This window comes from Thioalkalivibrio sp. ALJ16 (assembly GCF_000377345.1).
In the GTDB taxonomy this organism is placed as follows: domain Bacteria; phylum Pseudomonadota; class Gammaproteobacteria; order Ectothiorhodospirales; family Ectothiorhodospiraceae; genus Thioalkalivibrio.
The window spans coordinates 231,350-246,638 of sequence record NZ_KB898040.1; the positions used below are offsets into that span (position 1 = coordinate 231,350).

The 15,289-nt window shown below is 67.2% G+C and carries 16 protein-coding genes; 2 read left to right on the forward strand and 14 right to left on the reverse strand.

The features are described 5' to 3' along the window. Positions 1 to 42: 42 nt before the first annotated feature. Genes D000_RS0105985 through D000_RS0106000 form a run of 4 tightly spaced genes read right to left on the reverse strand, consistent with a single transcriptional unit; the run spans position 43 to position 3,285 of the window. Positions 43 to 954 carry a mechanosensitive ion channel family protein gene (locus tag D000_RS0105985; RefSeq protein WP_018872632.1) on the reverse strand — a complete coding sequence of 304 codons (912 nt, stop codon included), beginning with the start codon at positions 952 to 954 and terminating at the stop codon, positions 43 to 45. A 9-nt stretch (positions 955 to 963) separates the two neighbouring features. Beyond that, a complete protein-coding gene (locus D000_RS0105990) occupies positions 964 to 1,770 on the reverse strand; it encodes a hypothetical protein (protein ID WP_026279799.1) in 807 nt (268 codons plus the stop codon). A gap of 55 nt (positions 1,771 to 1,825) precedes the next feature. Further along, complete coding sequence (locus tag D000_RS0105995) at positions 1,826 to 2,917, reverse strand: PA0069 family radical SAM protein (protein ID WP_026279800.1); 1,092 nt, start codon at positions 2,915 to 2,917, stop codon at positions 1,826 to 1,828. Continuing rightward, complete coding sequence (locus D000_RS0106000; RefSeq protein WP_018872635.1) at positions 2,914 to 3,285, reverse strand: DnaJ family domain-containing protein; 372 nt, start codon at positions 3,283 to 3,285, stop codon at positions 2,914 to 2,916. Before D000_RS0106000 ends, D000_RS0105995 begins: the two co-directional genes overlap by 4 nt. Positions 3,286 to 3,385: 100 nt before the next feature. Here D000_RS0106000 and D000_RS0106005 point away from each other — a divergent pair, with 100 nt between their 5' ends. Then, positions 3,386 to 5,323: a bifunctional diguanylate cyclase/phosphodiesterase gene (locus tag D000_RS0106005; protein WP_018872636.1), complete on the forward strand. Its 1,938-nt coding sequence runs from the start codon at positions 3,386 to 3,388 to the stop codon at positions 5,321 to 5,323. Between the two features lie 4 nt (positions 5,324 to 5,327). Here the strand turns inward: D000_RS0106005 and D000_RS0106010 are convergent, their stop codons facing one another. The 6 genes from D000_RS0106010 to D000_RS0106035 form a co-directional block, all read right to left on the reverse strand. Next, the gene (locus D000_RS0106010) at positions 5,328 to 5,804 is read right to left on the reverse strand and encodes a hypothetical protein (protein ID WP_018872637.1); all 477 of its coding nucleotides are present in this window, start codon (positions 5,802 to 5,804) and stop codon (positions 5,328 to 5,330) included. A 79-nt stretch (positions 5,805 to 5,883) separates the two neighbouring features. Then, entirely contained in the window at positions 5,884 to 6,918 is a 1,035-nt protein-coding gene (gene pyrC, locus D000_RS0106015) for a dihydroorotase (RefSeq protein WP_018872638.1), read from the reverse strand. A 58-nt stretch (positions 6,919 to 6,976) separates the two neighbouring features. After that, the gene (locus tag D000_RS0106020; protein WP_018872639.1) at positions 6,977 to 7,234 is read right to left on the reverse strand and encodes a DUF167 domain-containing protein; all 258 of its coding nucleotides are present in this window, start codon (positions 7,232 to 7,234) and stop codon (positions 6,977 to 6,979) included. A 6-nt stretch (positions 7,235 to 7,240) separates the two neighbouring features. Beyond that, on the reverse strand, positions 7,241 to 7,987 hold the full coding sequence (locus D000_RS0106025; protein ID WP_018872640.1) for a class I SAM-dependent methyltransferase: 747 nt from the start codon (positions 7,985 to 7,987) through the stop codon (positions 7,241 to 7,243). 76 nt (positions 7,988 to 8,063) lie between these two features. Beyond that, complete coding sequence (locus D000_RS0106030) at positions 8,064 to 9,092, reverse strand: hypothetical protein (protein WP_026279801.1); 1,029 nt, start codon at positions 9,090 to 9,092, stop codon at positions 8,064 to 8,066. A gap of 108 nt (positions 9,093 to 9,200) precedes the next feature. Next, positions 9,201 to 10,031, reverse strand: coding sequence for an alpha/beta hydrolase (locus tag D000_RS0106035; protein ID WP_018872642.1), 831 nt, complete (start codon positions 10,029 to 10,031; stop codon positions 9,201 to 9,203). A gap of 100 nt (positions 10,032 to 10,131) precedes the next feature. Here D000_RS0106035 and D000_RS0106040 point away from each other — a divergent pair, with 100 nt between their 5' ends. Beyond that, positions 10,132 to 12,324 carry a bifunctional (p)ppGpp synthetase/guanosine-3',5'-bis(diphosphate) 3'-pyrophosphohydrolase gene (locus D000_RS0106040; protein ID WP_018872643.1) on the forward strand — a complete coding sequence of 731 codons (2,193 nt, stop codon included), beginning with the start codon at positions 10,132 to 10,134 and terminating at the stop codon, positions 12,322 to 12,324. A gap of 293 nt (positions 12,325 to 12,617) precedes the next feature. On the opposite strand, the gene D000_RS0106045 is transcribed toward D000_RS0106040, so the two are convergent. From D000_RS0106045 to D000_RS0106060, 4 genes are all read right to left on the reverse strand, one after another. Then, positions 12,618 to 13,001, reverse strand: coding sequence for a flagellar protein FliT (locus tag D000_RS0106045; protein WP_018872644.1), 384 nt, complete (start codon positions 12,999 to 13,001; stop codon positions 12,618 to 12,620). Between the two features lie 49 nt (positions 13,002 to 13,050). Next, positions 13,051 to 13,464 (reverse strand): flagellar export chaperone FliS, encoded by a 414-nt coding sequence (gene fliS / locus D000_RS0106050; RefSeq protein ID WP_018872645.1) that lies wholly within the window; start codon positions 13,462 to 13,464, stop codon positions 13,051 to 13,053. Positions 13,465 to 13,502: 38 nt separating this feature from the next. Beyond that, positions 13,503 to 14,864, reverse strand: a complete 1,362-nt coding sequence (gene fliD / locus D000_RS0106055) for a flagellar filament capping protein FliD (RefSeq protein WP_018872646.1) — start codon at positions 14,862 to 14,864, stop codon at positions 13,503 to 13,505. Between the two features lie 233 nt (positions 14,865 to 15,097). Continuing rightward, a partial coding sequence (locus D000_RS0106060; RefSeq protein ID WP_018872647.1) for a flagellin occupies positions 15,098 to 15,289 on the reverse strand: 192 nt, incomplete at its 5' end.

Sequence of the window (15,289 nt, forward strand, 5' to 3'; positions counted from 1 at the left end):
GCGGCAGACGGGCGCGGGCAGGGTTCCTGGCATGCCTGACACCTAGTCCCGCGCCGGAGCCTCCTGGGTCGCGGTGTCGTCGCCGGTCACCACGGGCGGGGCCTCGTCCGCGGGCACGTTGTCCATGATTCGCACCGGGAGTGCGGCACCCCCGGCCAGCCCGCCCAGCGTGCGCTGCGGGAACGGGATCTCGATACCGGCCTCGTCCAGCGCCGCCTTGACGCCCTCGTGCATGGAGTTGCGCAGGTCCAGGAATTTCTCCCGTCGCGCCCACACCGAGAGCTGAATCTTCAGCGCGGAATCGCCGTATTCGAGGAAGATGAACAGCGGCTTCGGCTCCTCCAGGCAGACCGGATTGCGCTCGGCCACCTGCATCAGGATGTCCCGCAGCTGTTTCAGGTCGGTGTGGTAGGCCACCCCGATCTGCATGTCCAGACGCCGGATCGGGAAGCGGCTGAGGTTGGTCAGCTGGCTCTTCACCAGGCTTTCGTTCGGTACCCGCACCATCAGGTTGTCGAAGGTGCGCAGCTTCACCGACAGCGGATCGATGGACAGCACCTCGCCCGTGGCATCCCCCACCTTGATCACGTCTCCGACCGAAAACGGCCGCTCTCCGATCAGAAACAGCCCGGAGATCAGGTTGGAGGCCGAGGTCTGCGAGGCGAAGCCCAGCGCCACGGTCAGGATCCCCGCGGCCCCCAGCAGCACGGTCAGGTCGAACCCCAGCTCGCGTAGCGCCGATGCCAGCACCAGCAGGACGATCAGATAAAAACTGATACGCCGGACCAGCATCACCTGCTGGGCATCCAGCTGTTCCTCCAGTGCCCGCGCCAGCCCGCGCGAGACCAGTCGCGCCACAAACAGGCCGACCAGCAGATAAACCGCCGCCCGAACCGCCGCGAGGAAGGCCTCGCTGGTCACAAAGGTCACCACCGTCTGCAGCCATTCGCTCATACCGTGTACCTACTGGAACAGGGCGCTGAACGCCCGGATCATCACGTGACGGCCGCCGGACTCGCGCGGCTCGGCCACCCGCTTCGCCCCGCGCGCCGGTGCCGGGGGGGCGGAGTCAATCTTCATCGCCGCCATGTCGCGATCCTCTTCGCGCTCCATGCGTACCGCCGGGGTCCACAGGCGGTGCTGCTCGTCGGCATAGACCGGCAGTCGCGGAACCGGGAGATTCACCCGCTCCAGAAACAGCGCATCGGGAGCCTTGTTCACGATCGTCAGGGGTGTGACCACCCGGTGGGGCCGTTCCGGCACGTCTGCCAGGTCCAGGCGCGCCTGGGTGCGCGTCGCGTAACACAGCTCGCCATTAACGGTATTGGCCCCGAACCAGGTATCGGAGGGCACATAGACCGGAAACTCCTGCACCATCGCCGCGCCGATCAGCAGCTGCACCCAGACCGGGGAGCTCAGATACAGGGTCACCTCGCCGTTCGCCGGCACGTAAAACGGGTTCTGCGGGCGGCTGACCATCGGGCGATCGGCCAGCGCCACCCGCAGCTCCGGCTGGGCCTCGGCCGAGGCGCCGGCAAAGCGCAGCAGGTCGGATGCGTCCGTCGGAAAGGGGTCGCTACAGGGGATCTCGATGGCCTGGGTCGCATCGGCCGGGTCACGCGGGCGCTGCAGTACCATCTGCCACTCCCGTGCACCGTGGGCGAGCCACAGGTCCAGCGGTCCGACGGACCAGCGCCCGTGCTCGCCTGCCGCAAGCGCGCGCGGCCCCCACCAGCCAGCCTGCCGTTGTACGGTTGTGGTCGTGGACATCTCTAGCATTCCCGGTTGCGAGATTCCCACTGTAAACCAGATCGCCGCGGGCGCGTCAGAACAGATCCAGCTGGCTCGTGTTCCCTGCCGCCCCCCCGCCGGCCGGCGGCACGAACTGGGTGCAGTCCAGCTCCACCAGTCGCCCCTGCAGGCCAGCCCGGCGCCGCGCAAGACGAAAACGCTGCCGCAGCAACTCCGCATATGGCCCCGCCCCGCGCATGCGGTGACCAAAGGTCGCGTCATACAGCTGTCCCCCGTGCGCCTCGCGCAGGCGCTGCAACACATGTTCGGCCTTCAGCGGCTGATGCGTGCGCAGCCAGTCCTCGAACAGCGGGGCCACCTCGCGCGGCAGGCGCAGCAGCACGTAACCGGCAGCCACGGCTCCGGCCGCCGCGCCGGCAACCAGCAGGGTCTCCAGTTCCGCATCCGTCAGTACCGGGATCAGCGGTGCGACCAGCAGGCTGACCGGCACACCCGCCGCACTCAGCCGCGCCACTGTCTCCAGCCGCCGGGCGGGCGACGCCGCGCGCGGCTCCAGCTGGCGCGACAGGGCGCGGTCGAGCGTGGTTACGGACACGGCGACCTGGGCCAGACCCCGCGCAGCCATCGGTGCGAGCAGATCCAGATCCCGCTCCACCAGCGCCGACTTGGTCACGATGGAGACCGGGTGCCCGGTCTCCGCCAGTACCTCGAGAATCTCCCGCGTAATCCGTCGCTCCCTCTCGATCGGCTGATAGGCATCGGTGTTGATGCCGAGTGCGAGGGGTGTCACCCGGTGCGACGGTCGCGCCAGCTCGCGACGCAGGCACTGCGCCGCCCCGACCTTCGCAAACAGACGGCTCTCGAAGTCCAGCCCCGGCGACAGCCCCATGTACGCGTGAGCGGGCCGCGCGAAACAGTAGGCGCAGCCATGCTCGCAGCCGCGATAGGGGTTCAGGGACAGCTCGAACGGCACATCCGGCGACTGGTTCCACGACAGCACGGTGCGCGGGTGTTCAAGGGTCACCTCTGTGCGCAGCACCGGCGCGGCCTCGCCATCGCCCTCCCACCCGTCATCAAAGGGCTCGCGCTGTGTGGCCTCGAAGCGAGCGCCGGGGTCCATCGTGGCGCCACGCCCGCGCAAGGGCCCATGCGGAGACCGGGTCACGCCTCGCGCTCCAGGCGCTCGCACAACTGGCGGAAGTAGCCCGACTCCGAGATCAGTCCGCGCCCTTCCCCGTTCTGGTTCAGACGGTCAAGCAGCACGCGCAGGCGCCGGGCCGCGTGCTGACGGGCGGCCTCGTCGTCTGCCGCGTGCAACAGGGCCTCGACCGAGGCAATCTCCCCGCGCAGGCGCACGGCCTCCGGTACAAACCCCGAGTTCTTCATCACCCGGTACGCCATGCGCAGTGCCTCGGGCACCTCTCGGTCGTCATCCAGCACCAGCGGCCGCCCTGCACCAGGCAGGTTGTCGAACTCGCCACGCCGGGCCGCCGCGGCCAGCCGCGCCTCGATCTGTTGCTCGCTCAGCAGCATGAAACTCACCGTTATTGCGCCGCGGTCGCGGCAGTTGAGCCCCCGGCGGATTTGCCGTAACGTCCGGCCCATTCATCCCCAGCCCGGTCCGAGAACGCGCATGAATGCACGCGATCGCGCTCTGACGCCGACCCGCGAGGCAGTCCGGGCCGCACCCCAGTTCGACGTCTATCTGACCCGCCAGATTCCCGTCCTGGTGGCGCTCTCGGTGATCCCGGGGCTCGGTTACATCCTGCTGGGCGCGATTCATGACACGATTGCGGCCGCCGCAGTCTGGTATGGCGTGATGTTCGCCGCATCGCTCTGGGGTCTGCAACTGTACTGGCGCTATCACCGTGCGCCGATGTCCCCGGAACAGCGCATTCGCTGGCGCGTACGGCTGACCGCGTTCCTGTACCTCTACGTGATCCTGTGGGCCGCGATCTTCGTGATCTTCGTGCGGCTGGATGCGCACAACCTCCATTACATCGCGATCTTCACCCAGATCGGCGCTACCACCGTGGTCGCGGCGCTGCTCTACCCGGCCCCGTGGGTATTCCGGCCGCTGATCCCGGCGATGATGGTGCCACTGGCCGGCTACTTCCTGCTGACCGGGGAGTGGTACGGCTACGTGCTCAGCGCCTTCAGCCTGACCCTGGGCATCGTGCTGTACTACGCCGCCAACAGTGCCTTCGGCTTGCTGCGCGACAGCCTGCATCAGGCCTCGCACGACGCCCTGACCGGGCTGAACAACCGCGCCGCCTTTATCGAGCATCTGGAACAGACCCTGGAGGTGCTGCAGTACCAGGGACAGCACTCCTTTCTGCTGCTGATCGACCTGGACCACTTCAAGACCGTCAATGACCTGCTCGGCCACGACATCGGCGACGAGCTGCTGAAATCCGTGACCCGCGATTTCGCCAATGCCCTGCCGCCCGGGCACCACCTGGCACGCCTGGGCGGCGACGAGTTCGTGATCGTCGCGCCCGGCAAGGAAAACCGGAAGACCTGTGAACGGGCTGCCCGGCGGCTCGCCCGTTCCCTGCTGCAGGTGGTCAAGGCGCCCTACATCATCCGCAACCATCACCTGCACGTGAGCGCCAGCATTGGCATCCGCTTGATTGATCCCGCGCAGCCGCTGAACTCGCACCAGCTGGTGCGCGAGGCCGATATCGCCATGTACGAGGTGAAGGATCGCGGACGCGACGGCGTGGTGGTGTTCAGCAAGGAACTCTCGCGTGCGGTGGAACGGCACCTGCAGATCGAGCGCTGCCTGCACTTTGCGCTGCAGAACCGCGAGATCGAGGTGCTGTTCCAGCCACAGGTCGACGCCAGCGGCCGCATCTGCAGTGCGGAGACCCTGATCCGCTGGACCAGCGCCGAGCTGGGTGCGGTATCACCCGCGGAATTCATCCCCATCGCGGAACAGACCGGCTACATCAGCGAGCTTGGCGACGCCGTGATCAGCCGGGCCTTCCAGACCCTGCGCGAATGGGACCAGGCCGGCTACCACCTGAAACAGCTTGCGATCAACATCAGCCCGCGCCAACTGGTACACCTGAACTTTGTCCACCGCATGCAGGAACTGATCACCCGCCACCTGGGCCGCGAGCATGCCCACCGCATCACCCTGGAGGTGACCGAACACGTGGTGGCGGAGGATGTCGACCGGGTCGTCCACATTATGCGTTCGCTGCGCCGGATGGGGCTGCGCTTCTCCATGGACGACTTCGGGACCGGCTTCTCCTCGCTGAGCTACCTCAAGAATCTGCCGTTTGACGAACTGAAGATCGACCGCAGCTTTGTGCAGCAGGTCGACCAGGACAGCGGCGACCAGGCGATGGTGCGCACCATCTGCGACATCGCCCGCCACTTCGAGCTGGAGGTGGTGGCGGAAGGTGTCGAGACCGAGGCCCAGTACCACTGGCTGTCGGCGCATGGCCACCTGCGGTTTCAGGGCTACCTGTTCGCCCGTCCGATGAACGCGGACCAGTTCCTGGAATACGCCGGCGCATCCGAACCGGCCGGTGCGGCCGCCGTCGGAGACTCCAGACGCTAGCGCATTACGCCGTTTGCGCGGCGGGCACCACCCACAGGGTCAGCGACAACAGGATCGCCGTCAGGCTGACGCCCATCAGCGGCAGCAGCATCAGCCCCGCCAGCGGCTCGCGCCGAAACAGCCGCACGCCCATGCCGGCCAGCGTCAGGCTCCAGCCGATCGCCACGAAGAACGCCAGGGCATTCAGCTCGGCGCGCCACAGCAGGATCAGCGCGACCGGCAACCCGAGGTTCAGGATCACCACCCCCATCTCCTGACTGCCAGCGGCGCGCCCGGCCGACAGGCCGTAGGCATAGGCAGCCCATACCATCAGCAGCCCGAAGCCGAGCGCCCCGGCCGCCGGCGAGCTCAGCGGCGCGCGCAGGATGGCCGCGCCCACGGGCTCGAGGCCGACCCCAAGCGCCACAATCAGCAGCGCAACGCCCAGGCTGATGGCCATCCAGAACCACAGGGTCCCGCGTTGTACGTTCGGTTCCGTCATGCCTTCGTCCTCTCCATTCGTGTTCCCTTCCTGACCCGCTGTGGCTGCGGGCGTTCATCCGGCGCTGTCCTCGGGGCGTTCAGCCTGCGAGTTTCCAGGCAATGTCCTCGCCCGCGCGCAGCGGCACGCCAGGATCGTGACCGAACAGCACCGCCTCGGGCACCGTCCAGGACGAGCGCTCCAGCGTCAGGGTGTCCGTATTGCGCGGCAGGCCGTAAAAGTCCGGCCCGAAATGGCTGGCGAAGCCCTCCAGCCGATCAAGTGCATCCGCCGCCGCGAACGCCTCGGCATAGAGCTCGATCGCCGCATGCGCCGAATAGATCCCGGCGCAGCCGCAGGCCGATTCCTTGGCATGGCGCGGGTGCGGCGCACTGTCCGTACCCAGAAAGAAGCGCGGATGACCGCTGGTCGCCGCCTGCACCAGCGCCTGCCGGTGGCGTTCGCGCTTGAGGATGGGCAGGCAGAAATGGTGCGGCCGCATGCCGCCCGCGAACAGGGCATTGCGGTTGTACAGCAGGTGCTGCGGCGTGATGGTGGAGGCGACCGTCTCCGGCCCGTCCTGGATAAACTGCACCGCAGCCTCGGTAGTGATGTGTTCGAGCACCACGCGCAGCTGCGGGAAGTCCTGCAGCAACGGCGTCAGGTGGCGTTCGATGAACACCGCCTCGCGATCAAAGATATCGACCTCGGGGTCGGTGACCTCGCCGTGGATCAGCAGCGGCAGGTCCGCCCGCTGCATCGCCTCGAACACCGGGTAACAGCGGCGAATATCGCGCACGCCGCTGTCGGCATTCGTGGTCGCGCCCGCCGGATACAGCTTCACCCCATACACGAAGCCGGAGGCCTTTGCCGCCGCAATCATCTCCGGCGTGGTGCTCTCGGTCAGGTACAGGGTCATCAGGGGCTCGAAATCGGCGCCCAGGGGCAGCGCGGCGAGGATGCGGTCGCGGTACTCCGCGGCCGACTCCACCGTCGTCACCGGCGGCTTCAGGTTGGGCATGATGATGGCCCGCCGAAAGCGGCGCGCGGTGTCGGGCAGCACGCTGGCGAGGACATCCCCGTCACGCAGGTGCAGATGCCAGTCATCCGGGCGGGTCAGGGTCAGGCGGTTCATCGGCAGGTCCTGTGGTCGCGGGCGCGGCGACAGCCGGGCCCAGATAAATGGTTCGGGTTCAGGATAACGCGCGCCGCAAGGCGTCTTCGCTCCAGCCCTCCACCTCGATGGTTTTGCTGCGCGCGCTTGCGCCAGCCACTACACGAATGGCGGACTTCGGACAGCCCAGGTCGCGGGCCAGTAGTTCGATCACCGCCTGATTGGCGCGCCCCTTTTCCGGTGCCGCCTGTACCTGCAGCTTCAGCGTATCGCCCATCCAGCCGGTGATCGCCGTACGCCGACTGCCTGGCGCCACCTTCACCTGCAGGCGCCCCACGGGCGCTCAGGCGGCCGGACGCGTCGCCATGTAGGCGCTGAACACGCCCAGCTGGACATCGCGCTGCACATCCTCGAAGCCCACGGCTCGCAGCGTGTCCTGGATCTCCTCCGGCGGCACGCACTGGTCGATGGTGTCCCAGAAGTAGCGCATCAGCAGGTGACCATCGGGGTCACGCGTCAGCACCTTGCCCACAAAGGGCACGAAGTCCCGGAAATAGAACCGGGCCAGGGCGAACTGGCGCTTGGTGCGCGGCCGCGAGACCTCGAGGATCGTGCAGCGGCCGCCGGGCTTGAGCACCCGGAAGTACTCGCTGAACAGCTCGTGGAGGTCGCGCACGTGGCGCAGCCCATAGCCCATGTACAGGCGGTCGAACTGCTGCTCCGGCAGCGGCATCTGCTCGCCCAGACTCTGGATGAAGGTCGCATCCATCTTGGTACGGGCGATATCCATCATGCCGCGGCTGGGGTCTACGCAGGTCAGGTGGTCGTCCCCCACCACCTTGCGGATCTCCTGCGCCACCGGGCCGGTTCCCGTGGCAACGTCCAGCACGTTCATGCCCGCCTTCAGCCCCGACTTCTTCAGCACAAAGCGCCGGTACGCCTGGCCGGTGCCAAAGAAGCCCACGCGCAGGATCCGGTCGTAATACGGTGCAGTCCGGTCGAACAGATCATCGACGTAGGCGCGACGGCTGGCCTCGTCGCCGTAGTAGTCCTTCAGCACCGGGTGCGGCTTCTTGGTGGACGGCTGCATTGCGTGTTCTCCCTGGCTAGTGGCCGGTGGCCGCGTGGATACGGCGTTGTATCTTCAATCCGGCTTCAAATCGTCATTATGGTGTCGCGAGCGCCGTAGGCAGGCGCTCCGAGTACAGCCCCTCGATCTCCACCAGCAGTTCCTCGCGACAGATGTCGCCATGCAGCAGAAGCCAGGGTACGTCGTGGCCGAGGTGTCGCCGCAGGTGGTCTTCGGCAGCCGTCGCATCCGCGGCGTGGCGCAGGTAAACCTTGAGCAGCGAGAGCGCCTGCGGCGTCTCGGCGGACATTCGATGGTGCAGGTTCGCCTGTTCCAGCAGAACCCCGATATTGCGCAGGCTCTCGTCGATCTGTGCCTCCAGATCGCCGGCATGGCGGCTCTCGTGCCCGACGATACTGGCCGTCCCGGAGATAAAGAGCTCGGCTACCTCCGGCCCGGACTGCCAGAGGCTGGCGCGGGCAAACGAAGGGCTGCGCGGACCATACCGGCGCGGGTAGTGGAATGCGCTGACCTGGCGCGGATTCTCGATCCGTGCCGCCGCCTCACGCGTGGCGATGAAGTAGATCAGCAGGCCGTCGCCATGGGTGCCGATGGCCGTCGCCGCCGGCAGGATCTGCTCGTACCCGGGCAGGGCCTCGAACACCCGGGCGCGGCCACTGCAGAAGCCGCGGTAGCGTTCCTGCCCGGCCACCGGCTCGTTGATCGCGGGGAAGTAGTTCCAGACCCGCACCAGATGCGCGAAGCCGCGGGCGCGACATGCGGTCAGGATCTCGCGGTAGGCATCTTCCGCCATCGGCTCCGGGTCTTCCGTGGTCCCCAGAGGCTGGAACCAGGCGCCCACCAGGCAATGCTCGCTATGCAGAAAGGCCAGCGCCCCCTCCACGCCAGTCTCGCCGCGGGTGCCTTCCGGCAGGGTCCAGTACTCCAGCCACTCTCCCCCGGAACCGACAGGCTGCAGCCCCACGCGGATCTCCAGCTGTCCCGGGCGGCACTCGACGCCGCTGCGCCCGCCAAACCGGACCACGACCGGGGCCTGCGCAGCCTCCGGGGCGTCGGGCCGGCAGTAACGAACCGTCAGCGGGGTGTTTGCAGCAGATGAGCTCATTCCTGGCGCCAGGGGCTTCCGTTCCGTCCGTAACCGCCGCGCAGTCTAACAATCTCCCCCGCGCCGTGCCCGCCCCGGCTGTACGCCCGGGCCGCTGGCCGCCGTGGGTCAGGAATCCCCCATACTGAATCCCGCGGCCTGGAGAAACGCCCGCAGGCCCTCGGTATAGGCATCTCCGGTGGTCATTGGCGCGTCGTTATGGCCGCCCTGCAACTGCAGAAGCTGCCCGTCGCGGGCCTCGGCATACAGCCGTTCGGCATGGGCAAAGGGAACGATCTCATCCGCCGGGCTGTGTGCCAGCAGGATGGGCGCCTCGATGGCGCCGATGCGCCCGAGGGTGTCGTATTCGTGGCGCAGCAGTGCGCGTACCGGCAGCCAGGGATAATGCCGCGCGCCCAGGTCGGCGGCGGAGGTGAAGGCCGCTTCGAGGATCACGGCACCGGGTTCGACCGCGGTGGCCAGATCGGCCGCCACCGCCGCCCCCAGGGAGCGCCCGAACAGCACGACGTCCTCTGCGGAGAACCCGCGATCCTCGACAAGATGCCGCCAGGCGGCGCGGGCATCCGCGTAGGTCCCCGCCTCGTCCGGACGCCCCGCACTCCGGCCGTAGCCGCGGTAGTCGATGATGAGCACGGCCAGCCCCAGTTCGTGGAACTGCCGCAGGGAATACAGGCGGTGACCGATGTTGCCGGCATTGCCATGGAGGAACAGCATCACCGGCGCATCCGAGCGCGGCCCCGGCACGAACCAGCCGTGCAGACGCACGTCGTCCTCGGTGGTCAGCTCCACGTCCTCATATGCGAGGCCGATGCGTTCGGGCGTATCGGTCAGCGTCCCTGAGGGCATATAGATCAGACGGTCCTGGGTCACGAACATCAGCCCCACCACCAGGGCATACCCCAGACCCAGAAGCACCGCGATCCTGAACAGATTGGCCATGCCCCGATCCTGACCGCGCCCGGCCCTCCCTTGCAAGCCTCTACCCCAGCCCCGCGCTCCCGTACAATACCGGCCACGCACCGTCCGAACGACTGCCCGCATGCGCCATTCGCTGTTAACCAATACCGACCTCCAGGGCCTCGACCGCGACGCGCTGCTGCGCCATTTCGCGGGCGGCCAGCCGCTGGACGGCGCAGCGGGGGAACAGCTGCGGGACGCGCTCGAGCTGGCACTGGAGGCGGTGGAAGCCAGCGGGCTCGAGTCCCACCCACTCGATGTGGCCGAGACCCTGCGCCATCTGAACGTGGACCGCCAGACGCTGGTGGCGACCCTGCTGGTGCCGGCCTACCTGGCAGACCACCTGGATGCGGCCGCAATCGAAGGCCGCTTCGGGGCTGCGACTGCGCGGCTGACCACCAACGTCGCGGCCCTCGTGCGCCGTCGTTTCGAGACGCCCGCTGGGCGCCCGGAACAGGCCGAGCGTCTGCGGCGCATGCTGATGGCGATGGTGGACGACGTGCGGGCGGTGCTGATCAAGCTGGCATTCCGCGTCCAGCACCTGCGCCTGATCGCGCGGGAACCGGACGATTCCGCGCGCGCCCTCGCCCAGGAGACTCTGGACGTGATCGCGCCGCTGGCCAACCGTCTGGGTGTCGGCCAGCTGAAGTGGGAGATGGAAGACCTCGCCCTGCGCATCCTGGAACCGGATACCTACCGCGAGATCGCACGCGGGCTGGAGGAAAATCGGACCGAGCGTGAGACCTACGTCGAGGCCTTTGCGCGCACCCTTCAGCAGCGCCTGAAGGAAGAAGGCATCGACGCCCGCGTATTTGGCCGGCCCAAGCACATCTACAGCATCTGGAAGAAGATGCAGCGCAAACGCACCTCGCTGTCGGAACTGTACGACCTGCGGGCCACGCGCGTGATCGTGGACCAGCTGGCCACCTGCTACACCGTCCTGGGTATCGTCCACAACGACTGGCGCCACCTGCCCAGCGAGTTCGACGACTACATCGCGAACCCCAAGGATAACGGCTACCAGTCCCTGCACACCGCCGTGGTGGGGCCCCAAGGCAAGATCGTCGAGGTGCAGATCCGCACCCGCGAAATGGACGAGTTCGCCGAACTGGGGGTGGCCGCCCACTGGCGCTACAAGGAAGGCGGACGCGAGGACCAGGCGCTCAATCGCGCCATCGCCAACCTGCGCCAGCTGCTGGAGGCCGACAGCTCGGACCAGAACCTGCTGGACGAAATCCAGAGCGAGCCCCTGCACCAGCGTGTCTTCGTGCTGACCCCACAAGGCGAGGTGCTGGACCTGTCCCAGGGTGCCACGCCGCTGGATTTCGCCTACGCGGTGCATACCGAAGTCGGCCACCGTTGCCGCGGAGCCAAGGTGGACGGTCACATCGTACCGCTCACCTACCGCCTCAAATCCGGCGAACGGGTCGAGGTGCTGACTACCCGCGAGGGCGGACCCAGCCGCGACTGGCTCAACCCCAACCTCGGCTATCTCAATACCGCCCGGGCCCGCTCCAAGGTCCGCACCTGGTTCCGTCAGCAACACCAGGAGGAACACCTCGCGACTGGCAAGCAGATGTTCGATCGCGAGTGCCAGCGGCTGGGCTGCGGCCACGACCTCGACCGCACCGCCCTCGCCGAGGCCATGAAGTATCAGACCTTTGACGAACTGCTCACCGCCCTCGGTGCCGGCGACGTCACCACGGCACAGATCGCCGGGCGCATCTCGCAGCAGATGCGCGAGGCCCGAAGCCCGCAACCACCGGCGACAGCCCCGGTGTCACAACGCGCGCGGCGCCCCGACGGAACCGGCGGCGACGCGGACATCAAGATTCGGGGTGTGGGCGGCCTGCTCACTACGCGCGCGCGCTGCTGCAACCCGCAGCCCGGCGACCCCATCATCGGCTTCATCACCCGCGGGGCCGGCGTCTCCGTGCACCGCAGCGACTGCGTGAACATCCTGCACATGCCACAGGAAAAGCGCGGCCGCCTGATCCCGGTCTCCTGGGGCGAAGAACCGGAACGCGAAGCCGTCACCCTGGAAGTGGATGCCCATGACCGCCCCGGCCTCCTGGGTGAAGTGGGCAACGCCTTCTCCGAATGCGGCATCAACCTGCTGCGCGTGAACACCCAGACCAACCGCGAGGATCGCAGCGTCCGCATGGAACTGGAGGCCGAGTTCAGCGACCTCGGCGAACTGAGCGCCCTGTTCGACCGCCTGCAGGCCCTCGGCAGCGTACAGACCGTGCGACGCGTCCCGAACCCGGCATCCTGACGCGCCGCACTAGCGCCCCTCCGCCATCCCGACTCAACCGCAACGGCCGTCATCCGGCCGCAACCACGGCCCCGTCAGCCCGCCGTAACCCCAACGTCATCATCCCTGCCGCAGCGCAGCGAAGAGCCGAGATCCAGGGCGTCAGGAAGCCCCAACCGCCTGCCTGGCACCAACGCCCGAGATCCCGGATAACCGCTGCGCGGTTCCCGGCATGACGAGAGGCGGGGCGACGACTGAGGAAAACCGGGAGAAATCGGCTGGGGCCGAATCATCGGCGGCCGTTAGTGCGCGGGTCAGCGGCCTGGCTTCATCGGGCCGGAGGGCATGGAGTGGCGGCGCGTGTTCTCGTAAGCGCTGGTGCCTTTGCGACCGGCGCGCAGCTCCCGCAGCTGCCGGCTGGCTTCGCCGCGACGCTCGGCGAGTTCAGGGACGGTCTGCTCGTAGAATGCGGAGAGGCGCTCAAGCGCCTCGCGCAGGGCATGGCCGCTGTCATCACGAAGCGGCACCGGTTCGTCGCCGAACGCGCGATTGACCAGGACCCGCGCCTTCAGGTCCAGCTCTTCCAGGCGGTCCCAGTCCTCATCGAGGATGGCCTGTTCCATCAGGCCACGCACTGCCTCGACGGCATCCTCCAGCGTTACGCCGGAGTTGTCGTTATCCGCATTGGATGTGGTCATGATCCGCGCACATCACCATGCCGGGCGGGCGCGGTCAAGACCGCGGGTCTCAGCTCGCCCGCCGCTGGCGCGCGTCATGCGGGATCTCGTCCCAGCCACCCTTGATCTCGCGCAGCAGCTTGGCAACTTCGTCCAGCGCCGCCGCATCGTTCTGCGCGTTGGCCTCCAGCAGACGCCGGGACATGTACTCGTACAGGGCATCCAGATTGCCCGACAGCTCCGGGTTATGCTTGTGGTCCAACACCGCGCGCAGCGATTCGACGATATCGATGGCCTTGCCGATCTTCTCGCCTTTCAGGCCCACGTTGCCCTGCTGCATCGCACCTTTCGCCACCGCAATGCGCTCCAGCGCACCCTCGAACAACATCTGGATCAGCCGGTGCGGGTCGGCCACCTGGGCCTCGGCCAGCGCGCCCGACTGCCGATACTGATTCACCCCTCGATTCGATGCCGGTCCGTACATCTGCCTGTCTCCGTTATCCAGTCACCGCTTTGCGGTGATTATCGACGCGAATTGTTCTGCGCCAGCGGCATGTTCGCCAGTTGGCTGGTCAGAAAGTCGCCGGTGCTCTGCATTTGCGCGATCGCCGTATCCATGCGCGAGAATTGTGCGATGAGGCGGCTTTCCATGCGCTCGAGGCGTACGTCCAGCCGTTCACGCTGCTGTTCGATGCGTTCGAGGTCGCTGCGCAGCCCGTCGGTACGGTTCCCGATCAGGCCATCCGGTGCGACGAAGGTCCGGGTGACCTCTTCCATGCGCCCGCCCACTTCACGTACAACCTGCGCAATACTCTCGAAGTCGTTGTTATCCATCGCCTGATTAAAGCGACTGGTGTCGAAATTCAGCGTCCCGTCACGATTCGAGACGATGCCAAGCTCGGCCAGGGTCTGCACGCCCGAGTCCGGCACCCCGGCCTGCTGTAGCAGGGCCTCGCTCAGTCGGCTGCGCACACCGCGCACGGTGCTGTCACCGGTGAGCACCGACGGCTCGTCGTCCTCCACGTTGTAGGACGTCAGCTCGCGGGTCTGCCCGACCAGTGTGTTGTACTGTTCGACAAAGCCCTGCAGCGCCTCGCGCAGCGCGCTCTGGTCTTCCCGCACCGAGACCGTGGCCGGTGCTGTCGAGGTGCCCTGCAACTCGATGGAGATCCCTTCGATGGCATCGTCCAGGGTGTTGGTCGCGCTGGTCACGGTCACGCCGTCGATTACCACCTCGGCATTCTGTGCCGCGCGCGTCTCGACCAGGTTGCTGCCATCCAGTCGCGCCAGACCGCTGCCGGCCGGGTCCTCGGTCGCGGTCAGCGAGATCGTGTTGTCCGCCCCCGTCTCGGTGGCATTCAGCACCAGCCTCGCGCCGTTGCCATCGTTCACGATGGACGCACGCACACCCGCACCGGCCTCGTTGATGGCATCGCGCACATCGCGCAGCGTGTCGCCTTCCGCGACGTTGATCGTCACCGGGCTACGATCCCCCAGCTGCAACTGCAGCTGCCCGGCCCCGACCTCGGCATCACCGTCCGCGAAATCCCCTGCGGCGGTGGCGAGCGCCTGCGCCTGCGCCAGCTGGTTCACCTGCAGCGAGAAAGAACCGTTGGCCGCGGAACCGTCGGCACTCACGGTTGCCACGCTCTCGTCGGAGATCGAGGCCGTCTGGTTGAGTTCGAAGCCGGACAACGACAATAACGAGGCCTGGAGCTGTTCGATCCCGTTGCGCAGGTTCCCGAAGGCCGAGATCTGCGCCTCGATCCGCTCCTCACGCCGGTTGAAGCGATCTTCCTTCGGAAGGCGTTCGGCGTTCAGCAGGTCGCCTACAATCTGGTTCAGATCCAGGCCGGACCCCACACCCATCGCACTGATTGCCATCGTATTGCTCCTCGCAGGTCGACGTCTCGACCGCCTCTGTGCACGTACAACCTCTATAACGACAGCCTAGCGCAAATCTTGATCCCCCACTGCGAAAAAACTGCGCAGCCGCAACACAAAAAGGCCGCACCCCAGGGGATGCGGCCTGTCGGGACCGGGCGGGCACTCACGACCGGCGCAAGTGGTCCCCGGGGCATCAGCCGGGCTTCATTCGAAGGCCGACCCGGACCCGCTTACTGCAGCAGGGCCAGCACGTTCTGCGGCACTGCATTGGCCTGCGCCAGTACCGAGGTACCCGCCTGCTGCAGCACCTGGGCGCGGGTCAGCTCCGCCGTCTCCGCCGCGAAGTCCGCATCCCGGATCCGCGAACGCGCATCCGACAGGTTCTCGGAACTCACGCTCAGGTTGTCGATGGTGGACTCGAA